Origin of the sequence: Pseudalkalibacillus decolorationis, from assembly GCF_024609785.1 — a bacterium.
Lineage (GTDB): Bacteria > Bacillota > Bacilli > Bacillales > Fictibacillaceae > Pseudalkalibacillus > Pseudalkalibacillus decolorationis.
In genome coordinates, this window is sequence record NZ_JANHJQ010000003.1 from 264872 (window position 1) to 275069 (window position 10198).

The window sequence follows — 10198 nt, forward strand, 5'->3', positions numbered from 1 at the left end:
AACCTTGTAAAAAAAGAGATGATTTAATGTGAATACTGTTCAGATAAAAGCGGATCAGAAAGGACTCACCGAACCATGGCGCATGTTGATTTGGCTTTTAATCGCTCAATTAATGGTAGCTTTGGTCGGGCGTAGTCTTGGTCCGCTTGGTATTTTAATAGGAGAGGATTTGGAGCTTTCTAAAGCTCAAATCGGATTATTGCCCTCAGCACTTTTTTTAGGTCAAGCTCTAGCTTCGATCCCGGTAGGTTTTATGGCCGATTACCTAGGGTCGAAGTTACTGTTGTTAATGCTGTCCTTGTGTTTGGGGCTAAGTTTTTTAATAGCGACGTTGATATCGGAATTTTGGCTTGTTTTATTATTGATTTTGATCGGTGGACTAGGATACGGAGCCATGCATCCAACCTCTAATAGGGGGATCATCTACTGGTTTTCCCAGACGCAACGAGGTACCGCGATGGGCATTAAACAGATGGGCATTACATTCGGTTCTGCTTTAGCTGGTTTTTTACTATTACCAATTGCAGCTATATATGGATGGAGACCCGCTCTATTTTTCGCATCTTTAGGCTTGGTAGCTTCCGGCTTTGTTGCTTATTTCCTTTATCATGACCCTATAGGAAGAGAACGAGAAAAACAGACGTTTTCGATTGCCTTTTTCCGAAACTCTTTAGCGAAAATGTTCCATAATAAGCCATTGCTTTTGGTCAGTTTAAGTGCGATCGGGTTAAACGGGGCACAGATGTGTTTAAACACGTATATTGTTTTATTTGCATACGAAAAAATGGGTATAAGCCTGTTTTTATCTGGTATGTTACTTGTCATTTCAGAAATAAGCGGTTCGTTCGGAAGGGTCGGATGGGGTGTTATAAGTGATCGCTTATTTAATGGAAGAAGGCTGATTATTCTTGTGATCATTGCTGCTTTGACGGCTTTATCAAGTATATCCGTTGCTGTTCTACCTTCTGGAACCCCGTTTTGGGCAATTGTACCGATCATCATTGTCTTTGGCTTTTCAGTAGCTGGATTCAATGGGATCTGGATGAATATGGCTTCGGAATTGGTACCTAGGGAACAAGCGGGGGTTTCTAGTGGTTTCAGTATTACATTTGGTTCGACGGGAGTTATTCTTGTCCCGCCTTTGTTTGGACTCTTAGTGGATCACAGCGGTAGCTACACGGCAGGCTGGCTTATCATACCTCTGTTAATGGGAATTGTATTATTGCTACTCGCCTTATTATCTCATGAATTAGGGAAAAGAGATCTTGCGAAACTGTGAAAATCAATGATGAAAACACATTTAGAGGGAGAGAGAGTCATGCAATTTGATCCAACTCAACATAGAAGTAAGGATGTCTATAAGTTATTAACGGGTTCGGTTGTACCAAGGCCGATTGCTTGGGTATCAACCATTTCGGAAGAGGGGAAATTGAACCTTGCACCGTTTAGTTTTTTTACTGTTGTCTCAAGAAAACCGCCTATGCTGTCAATTACCATCGGGCCAGGGGTAGGTGAGCGTCTGGGCACGGAAAAAGATACGTTGGTTAATATTCGATCGCAAAAGGAGTTTGTCATAAATGTTGTCTCAACTCCTTTAGGTAATCCGATGCAAAAGAGCTCTGAAAACTTACCAAGTGACGTTAATGAATTCGAAGCGGCTGATTTAACACCAATTGCAAGTGAAGTTGTGAAACCGAAAAGAGTAAAAGAAGCACCGATTCATATGGAGTGTAAACTGCATCAGGTTATACCACTTGGTTCTGATCACTTGGTCATTGGAGAAATGGTCCGCTATCATATACATGAAGACTATTATCTGGGTAACTATAAAGTTGATCTTGAAAAACTCCGACCACTAGGAAGACTAGCAGGGAACTATAGTGAAAGTCGTGATTTCTTCAAGCTTCCAAGATAGAAAAATGTAAAGCCCTCAATACCAGTTTCGGTGTTGGGGGCTTATAGTTTAATCGAACGTTAAATTGAAAGCCGCATTATTCCGTTAACGTTGTTAAGCATTTATCATTTTATATTTCTTGTCATTCCAATTGAAAATTTCTTAAATCCAAAAGATTCATAATAGGGCTCCAAATTTTCTACACACATAAGTTGAGGAATCACTCGATTTTGCTCACAATATTTAATTATTCGATTCAACATTTCTTTGCCGATACCCTTAGATTGATATCTCGGCAGCACACCGACTCCACAAATAATTCCAGTTTGAGTACACTTTTTGCGGAAAATGGTGCCATTGCCTGGTCAGATTCCCCAGTCCGAATTTGGTACTTATAGAACAGTTCTAATCATATTCTTATAAAAGAAAACAATAGGAAGGAGGTCAAGTTAGTGGAAAAAGTTAAAGTTAGTTTACGGCCCATTGTAAGTAAGATAAATTTACCCACTGTTTTGAAAACAACTATACTTCCAGGGGACTCAATTGAAAGATTATTTATTGCAACCCAAATAGGAGAGATCTTTTACATTAGAAACGGAGTTATTAGGACTTTTTTAGATATTCGCCCGCGAATCATAAAACTAGGTGTTTCTAGTGGTGGATATGATGAACGGGGATTGCTAGGGCTAGCGTTTCATCCCGACTTTTATTATAACGGTCTGTTTTATCTTCACTATTCAGTAGCTGGAACACAAGGTCCAGGTGCTAATCCTAAAGGTTTTAAACCTGACCCATGTGATCCTAGAACTTTAAACCTACGATGGGTAAATAGAGAAACTCAATATGATCATATTGATACAGTAGAAGAATGGTTCTTACAATCAAGTGGTCACCCTCAAAAACTACGGACATTACTTAACTTAAGAAGACCATTTTCAAATCATAATGGTGTCAATAGTTTAAACTTTTCACCTGAAACAGGAAAACTTGTTTTAACCACCGGTGATGGTGGATCAGGCTATGATCCATTTAACTTAAGCCAGGACGATCTAGAAATCGCTGGTAAAATAATTGAAATTGATGTAAGTAAGAATACATACATCAATAATCCACCCATTGTCACACGTTTTAATGAACTTCCCACAACTATTCAGGAAATGCTCACGGTAATGGCCAAAGGGGTTCGCAATATACCAGGCATTTCATTTCAAAGGTTTTATAATCAGTATATTAAATATGCGGGAAATGTCGGACAGGATTTGGTCGAGTCGATTTTTTCATTCGTTCATTATAAACCAATACCGGTTACTCAGCTTATTCAAGCTTCTTTCATGAATTCTGAACCTGACCAAGAAGGATTTATTAACTTTGGCTGGCGAGGGTGGGAAGGTTCTTTTCCAACTTCGACTATAAGAGGCTGTACTAAAAATCCGACTTTGGATGAGAAAACAATTGCTTATTACAATGAAGCAGTAACACTTTCAGGGAGTCATCTTCTGCCTTTAACTAGTTATTTTCATAAAGATACCAGACCCGATAAGTTTGGAGGAACTGCACTTACAGGAGTCCAGTCATATATGGGGAATGGAATCCCTCGTTTAACAGGAAGCGTTGTGTTTACCGATCTTGCCCGGAAAGATTCTCAACCTCAGGTTAGAGGGGCTTTAGCTTATACCAGCGTAAGACCAGATTGTAAACAAAATGACTTTTATATGATTCAAATCGATTATGATTTTGGATCTCAATCAGCCTATTATGTAAGTTTGGGAACGAATCTGAATCAAACCAGATTATATTTAGGGGTTTATGGCTCTATGAAAGTGACTGATTTTAAGCAAGGCACTGTTTTTGAAATAGTTCCATGAATCATAACTATAAAATTCTACTGGGGTGATTTGGAGGATCACTAATTTATAATCATTTTTAATCTTTTAAAAATGACTAAAGCAATTTCAACCCATAACCAGCTATAAAGGAAAGCAAATAAAAAGATACTTCCAGTTGTAAGAAATGAAAACGAATCAGAGACGGCTGGACCTAAAACTGGAAAGTGAAAAATAAATAGTAGACTCATAATTCCTAACATTAAAAGAATTGTACCAGTAGTAATAATACTTAATCTCTTCCTAAAAAAGTAAAAGGATGCCCCTATGCCAAGTCCTAACAATCCTGTTGTAAAAGGAAATACAATTAGTTCAGTTGGCTGTAGGATGAATAACAACATAATTGTCAGAAAATAGGACATTACTCCAAATGGAATGGAAAACATGGAACATAACAGAATAGGTGCAGTGGCAAGCGGACTTAAAAAGTATCCTATACCTGGTAAATAGCCACCAGCAGCCTGTAGAATAGCAGCAATACAACCAAAAATAGACCCTAAAATGAGCTTCATCGTTTTATTATATCTATTGAATATTAATTGAGATAAACGAACCTCATCAGAAATAGGTTTTAAAAAATACACCTTTCCACCTCATTCTAAATGATTTATACGTTACCATACATTTTTGCGCCCAATACCGGAAGTTCGTTCTGCAATGCGTGCGCTTACAGATATTGCAGAGACGCCCACCGGTTAGCACAATAACTCTATTTAAGATGAACTTTCTCAAAATGTTCAACTGTTGGAAATGGGTCATAGAAATGATGTAATTGCTTTTTCCATTCTTGATACTCTTTTGATTGTCTAAACCCAACTGTATGGTCTTCTAATGTTTCCCACTTAACCAATAGTAGATATTTCCCCTCAACTTCCATACAACGCTGCAATTCGTGTGATATGTACCCTTTCATTGAAGAAATAATTTCTGATGCCTTACGAAATGTTTTTTCATATTCCCCTTCCATACCTTGCTTAACCTGAAGCATAACAGCTTCCAATATCACAATATCTCCTCCTTTTTTCAAGTATATCATTACAGTTTTTATTTCACGTTAAGAAAGTTTAAAAGTTTGCGGCATGGATGTAATGTCCAGCTTCAGCGCCTAACCACTTGGATCACTTCAGTCCTCCTGCGGCGGCAACAGCCTCCTCGTCGGTCTTCCAGTGACCTTCGTGGCTAAGCAGGGCGCTTGCGCTTTTCTTATACTTTTCCTAAATTAAACTGCCTCCCTTAATAACAATGTTTTATAGTTTCCATTATTTGCACAATTGATTTTTGATAATTTATTGACAACGCTTTCAAGGATAGGTAAAATACAATTCACATGTTAATAGTTTGCGGCTGGAGAAATTGGAGATACGCGTGAATAGATGAACACTAAGTTTAGTGTTTCTATTTAGGTGTATTTTTTTTGTTTTAATGCTTGAATTCTTTAACGTGTAAATACAACAGGGGGTATTAATATGCTAAATTTTTTAAAGCCCGCGGCACATAAAGAGCGTTTATCTGAAGAAAAAGTAGACGCGGAATATAAGAAGTTGAGATTCCAAGTCTTTATGGGAATCTTTATCGGTTACGCGGGCTATTATTTAATTCGTAAAAACTTTTCGTTAGCCATGCCTTTTCTAATGGAAGAAGGTTTTTCGAAAGGGGATCTTGGGCTTGCTCTATCTGCTATCTCAATCGCATACGGCATTAGCAAGTTTGTTATGGGTACAGTATCGGATAGGAGTAACGCCAGAATTTTTTTGACAATAGGGTTGATTTTATCCGCTGTTATTAATTTAGCAATGGGTTTAGTTCCATTTTTCACTTCATCTATAGCTATCATGTTTATTCTGTTATTTCTAAACGGGTGGTTCCAAGGAATGGGATGGCCACCATCTGGAAGAGTGTTAGTCCACTGGTTCAGCGTTAGTGAACGTGGAGGAAAAACTGCTATTTGGAATGTAGCTCATAATGTTGGTGGGGGGTTAATGGCTCCTCTTGCTATCGCAGGAGCGTCTATTACGACAACTTATTTCGGGGCTAGATTTATCGGTTACGAAGGCGTCTTTATTTTACCTGCTCTTATAGCGATCATCATTGCCTTCTTTGCTTTCTTATTAATAAGAGATACACCTCAATCAGTAGGTTTACCTTCAATTGAAGAGCATCGGGACGATTATCCTACAAAGGCAAGAAAATCACTTGAAACGGAATTGACCACAAAAGAAATTCTTTTTAAGTATGTGCTTAATAATAAATGGGTATGGGCGATTGCGGTTGCAAACGTTTTTGTTTATTTTGTGCGTTACGGGGTGTTAGATTGGGCTCCTACTTATTTGAGTGAAGAAAAAGACTTTGATATGGAAGCCTCAAGTCTTGCTTACTTCTTATACGAGTGGGCAGGGATACCTGGCACATTACTCGCTGGCTATATCTCTGATAAAGTATTTAAGGGACGTCGTGGACCAACGGGCGTTGTTTTTATGGTAGGTGTATTGATTGCTGTAATAGTCTACTGGTTAAACCCAGCCGGTAACCCACTTGTTGATAACATTGCGTTAATTGCAATTGGCTTTCTTATTTACGGACCTGTCATGCTCATAGGATTGCAAGCCTTAGATTATGTTCCTAAAAAAGCAGCAGGGACCGCTGCAGGACTTACTGGTCTATTTGGTTATCTAGGTGGTGCTGTTATGGCAAATGCCTTGATGGGATATATTGTAGAATTTGCAGGATGGGACGCTGGATTTATGTTATTAGTAGGTTCAAGTGTGCTGGCTATTGTCTTATTTGCTGTTACTTGGAATGTTAGAGGCCAAGAGATTGTAAAAGATTAATCCACTTATTGAAAAGGGGTGTCCAAGAGTCTTAAAATGGACTTTTTGGGACAGCCCCTTCTTTATGTATACAATATCGCCTGGTTCGTTATAATGTACGTGACCAAAAAAATGAAATTGGAAGCGATTCTTTTGAGTAACTTTTAATACTCAACAATAGGGCACGTTTTGTAGTAAAAGATAGTTGCATCTAATTCGCCGTTTGCAGATTCCGCATACTTAGGAATCCGTCCAGCCTTAATATAACCCATAGACGTATAAAGTTTATTAGAAGGATCTCCTTCTCTTGTATCAAGAATTAATAACGTTCTGCCCTCCTGCTTTGCTGTTTCTTCTGCCTTTTGCATAAGTGAAAGTCCGATGCCTTTACGCCGGTATTTCGGGTGTGTCATTAATTTTGCAATTTCCGCTCTATGAGCACCGTTCTGCTTCGTACATAAATGTAACTGTACACTTCCGACTACCCGATTGTTTATCTTGGCAACAAATAGAATCACTTCAGAGCTTAATACGTTTTCCCAATATTTTATAGCATTTGAGTGTTGGAATGGTGGTAAAAAGCCAATCGACGCACCATCTCCTACCACCTCTATCAGAAGTTCCGAAAGCCCATCAACGTATTGTTTAATAGATTTTATTTGTTCAATGTATACTTCATTAACCAACACCATCACCCCAATTTAAATATTCTCTTTGATAAATTTAACACAAAAAAACCTTTTATATTAGGAGTATGTTATAAAATCTAACATAAATTCGCTTATTTTGAGTGAAAGATATTATCACTAAAAGAAGTTCAGGGTAGATCCGCAAGTGCTCAGTTGAATTAATAGCGTTCGCGAGTATATGACACAAACATATTGTTATATAAAATTAAAACAATATTTAAAATTTTAGGAATACAACGATTTTGAACAATATAAGGAGAAAACATATCAATTTAAAGCAGTAAAGGCAATATACAGGGTTTTACAATTAAGGTTATCCTTCATTAAACTTAGTTAATAAGTAAACCTTACAAACTAATTAATAGACTAAATGGCGGTAAAAGATGAAAATAAGGAGTTAATGAAATGCGGAAGCAGAAGGGGAATGCGGCTTACATCAAAAATATGAATATAAAAATTGTTCTGGATTGCATCATTGAGCATGAACCGATTTCAAGATCCGAAATTTCTAAAAGAGTAATGATTAGCAAGCCAACTGTATCCCAGCTCGTGAACCACTTAATCGTGGAAGGCTTTGTTTACGAAACAGGGATGGGGAATTCAACAACAACGGGTGGAAGAAAGCCAGTACAATTATGCTTCAATCCTAAAACATCTTATCTTATAGGAGTGGATATTGGAGGCTCAAAGGTAGCTTCAGGGATTACGGATTTAAAAGGTAGAGTATATTCCTATCGTGAATTTGCTACGCAAGAGTTTTTGGATGAGGGTTTATTTAAACGCTTACATACTGATATAGAAGAAATGCTTACCGAACTAAAACTAACTACAAAGAATGTACTTGGGATCGGTGTTGGTGTAGCTGGTGTAACAGACATTGAGAAGGGTGTCGTAATTAATGCACCAGCCTTAGCTTGGCAGAACTGTCCTATAAGAGAAAAATTGAGTACTTATTTCGAACTCCCTATTTTCGTTGATAATGATGTTAATATCAGCGTGCTAGGTGAACACTGGATTGGAGCAGGTGTTGATAAAACAAATATCATCTATATCTCGATCGGTACTGGAATTGGCAGCGGAATTATTCTTAATGGAAACTTGTATAGAGGAAGCAACTACAGTGCTGGGGAATTCGGATATCAGGTAACAGACAGACAAATGGCTAGAAATTTCAACCCTGTAGTTGAAGGATTTGGGTTTCTAGAAAGTATGTCAGGTGGCATTTCAATTGGCCAACAATTATCCGAAAAAATAAAAAAACAGGTTACTGCAAAAGAGGCATTTGAGATGGCTGACAATGGAGATGAAAATGCTCAAGAAGTCATACAATTTGCTATAGAGAACCTTGGGTTGGGGATCTCTAACTATATTTCGTTATTTGATCCAGAAATTATTATTTTAGGAGGTGGTATTAGCGGTTCATATCCTATTTTCAAGGATCAACTAGATGAAATTATTAAGAAATTCACTCCGAGAAAGTGTGAAGTCATTCCAGCAAAATTGGGTAAAGAAGCAGGGGTTATTGGTGCTTGTGCATTATTGTTAAAAGAATATGATTCTATTTATACAATATAACGGGGAGGGTTCGATATGAAAAAAGCAATTTGGTTATTTTCTTTTATATTCCTATTCAGCTTTGGGCTTGTTGGATGTATGGCAGGTGGCGATACTGATACGAGTTCAGAAGGCGAGTCATCAGATAGTAAGAGTAAAAGTGGCGATTTAGAAGAAAAGATCGTTGTGTATTCTCCGCATGGTAAAGATATTTTGAGCGAGTTCGAGAAACAGTTTGAGGCGGAATATGATGTCGATATGGAGTTTCTAGATATGGGATCACAGGAAATTCTAGATCGTGTTCGTTCTGAGAAAAATAATACTCAGGTCGATGTATGGTGGGGTGCTCCTCAAGTTATGTTTGATGAGGCGAAGTCAGAGGATTTGCTGATGGAATATAAGCCTACATACGCGGACGCATTAGATGATATGTATCACGATGAAGATTGGTTCTGGACGGGTACTTCTCAAACACCTGAAGTAATCCTATATAACAATAAGGAAATTTCAGAGGAAGAGGCACCAAAGGATTGGGATGACCTGCTAGATCCGAAATGGGAGGATGAAATAATTATTCGTTACCCATTGGCTTCAGGGACAATGCGTACAATTTACTCTGCGATGATTTACCGAACGTATAAGGAAACCCAAGACCCGCAGCAAGGTTATGAATGGTTACAAAAACTTGATGAAAACACAAAAGAGTATAGTGCAAACCCGGAAATTATGTACAACCAAATTGCAAAAGGAGTTGGAACCGTTTCAGTTTGGAACATGCCGGATACAGTTATGCTTGCTGAGGAAAAAGGATATCCTTTCAGTTATGTGATACCAGAAAGCGGTACTCCAATCCTAACAGAGGGGATTGCGATTGTTAAAGATGCACCTCACCCTGAAGCAGCAAAAGCATTTTATGAATTTGTAAATACGAAAGAAGCCGCAAAGCTTTTAGCAGAAAAGTTTTACCGGATTCCAACTCGTGATGATGTAGAAGGACTTCCCGCTTGGATTGAGGAGACTGAAATCAAACCAATGGAAATTGATTGGAAAGTATTTCAGGAAAAGTCACCTGAATGGATGAAGCATTGGGATCAACAGATTAAGAGTTCAGACAAGGATAAGAGCTAGCAATAAGGTTGTTCAAAAGGTCCGGTCAATCCTCCTTTTTGAAAAGGTAAGAAAGTATAGAGCGTCCGAGCATAGGTGATATTCCATAATGGGTGGGAACCCCATCAGGTAAGAACTAGCCATTCACCTGTAGCGAGTCTTGGAGGGTTGGAGGTAACTCCTATCTTTAAGCGTAGACAGCAAGACAGTGGGCCGAAAACCAAATGGCTGAAGGGATGGAGCCCCGAAAACTTATATACGGGA

9 protein-coding genes and 1 pseudogene are annotated in these 10198 nt (G+C 38.3%); 6 read left to right on the forward strand and 4 right to left on the reverse strand.

From position 1 onward, the window contains the following. Window positions 1–28 precede the first annotated feature (28 nt). On the forward strand, window positions 29–1279 hold the full coding sequence (locus NON16_RS04840; RefSeq protein ID WP_257347469.1) for an MFS transporter: 1251 nt from the start codon (window positions 29–31) through the stop codon (window positions 1277–1279). Window positions 1280–1318: 39 nt separating this feature from the next. Continuing rightward, window positions 1319–1915: a flavin reductase family protein gene (locus tag NON16_RS04845; protein WP_257347470.1), complete on the forward strand. Its 597-nt coding sequence runs from the start codon at window positions 1319–1321 to the stop codon at window positions 1913–1915. Between the two features lie 104 nt (window positions 1916–2019). Here NON16_RS04845 and NON16_RS04850 read toward each other — a convergent pair. Further along, a pseudogene (locus tag NON16_RS04850) lies at window positions 2020–2220 on the reverse strand (GNAT family N-acetyltransferase); the annotation flags it as partial. Window positions 2221–2346: 126 nt separating this feature from the next. Here NON16_RS04850 and NON16_RS04855 point away from each other — a divergent pair. After that, entirely contained in the window at window positions 2347–3759 is a 1413-nt protein-coding gene (locus NON16_RS04855; protein ID WP_257347471.1) for a PQQ-dependent sugar dehydrogenase, read from the forward strand. Between the two features lie 41 nt (window positions 3760–3800). Here the strand turns inward: NON16_RS04855 and NON16_RS04860 are convergent, their stop codons facing one another. Continuing rightward, complete coding sequence (locus NON16_RS04860; protein ID WP_257347472.1) at window positions 3801–4361, reverse strand: YybS family protein; 561 nt, start codon at window positions 4359–4361, stop codon at window positions 3801–3803. Between the two features lie 125 nt (window positions 4362–4486). After that, window positions 4487–4783, reverse strand: a complete 297-nt coding sequence (locus NON16_RS04865; protein ID WP_257347473.1) for an antibiotic biosynthesis monooxygenase family protein — start codon at window positions 4781–4783, stop codon at window positions 4487–4489. A 460-nt stretch (window positions 4784–5243) separates the two neighbouring features. On the opposite strand from NON16_RS04865, the gene glpT reads away from it, so the two are divergent. After that, window positions 5244–6605, forward strand: a complete 1362-nt coding sequence (glpT, locus tag NON16_RS04870; protein ID WP_257347474.1) for a glycerol-3-phosphate transporter — start codon at window positions 5244–5246, stop codon at window positions 6603–6605. A gap of 143 nt (window positions 6606–6748) precedes the next feature. Here glpT and NON16_RS04875 read toward each other — a convergent pair whose 3' ends face one another. After that, complete coding sequence (locus tag NON16_RS04875) at window positions 6749–7276, reverse strand: GNAT family N-acetyltransferase (protein ID WP_257347475.1); 528 nt, start codon at window positions 7274–7276, stop codon at window positions 6749–6751. Window positions 7277–7678: 402 nt separating this feature from the next. Between NON16_RS04875 and NON16_RS04880 the strand changes: the two genes are divergently transcribed. Both NON16_RS04880 and NON16_RS04885 read left to right on the forward strand, forming a co-directional pair. Then, window positions 7679–8848 (forward strand): ROK family transcriptional regulator, encoded by a 1170-nt coding sequence (locus NON16_RS04880; RefSeq protein ID WP_257347476.1) that lies wholly within the window; start codon window positions 7679–7681, stop codon window positions 8846–8848. A 15-nt stretch (window positions 8849–8863) separates the two neighbouring features. Further along, window positions 8864–9955, forward strand: a complete 1092-nt coding sequence (locus NON16_RS04885; protein WP_257347477.1) for an extracellular solute-binding protein — start codon at window positions 8864–8866, stop codon at window positions 9953–9955. The last annotated feature ends 243 nt before the right edge of the window (window positions 9956–10198 follow it).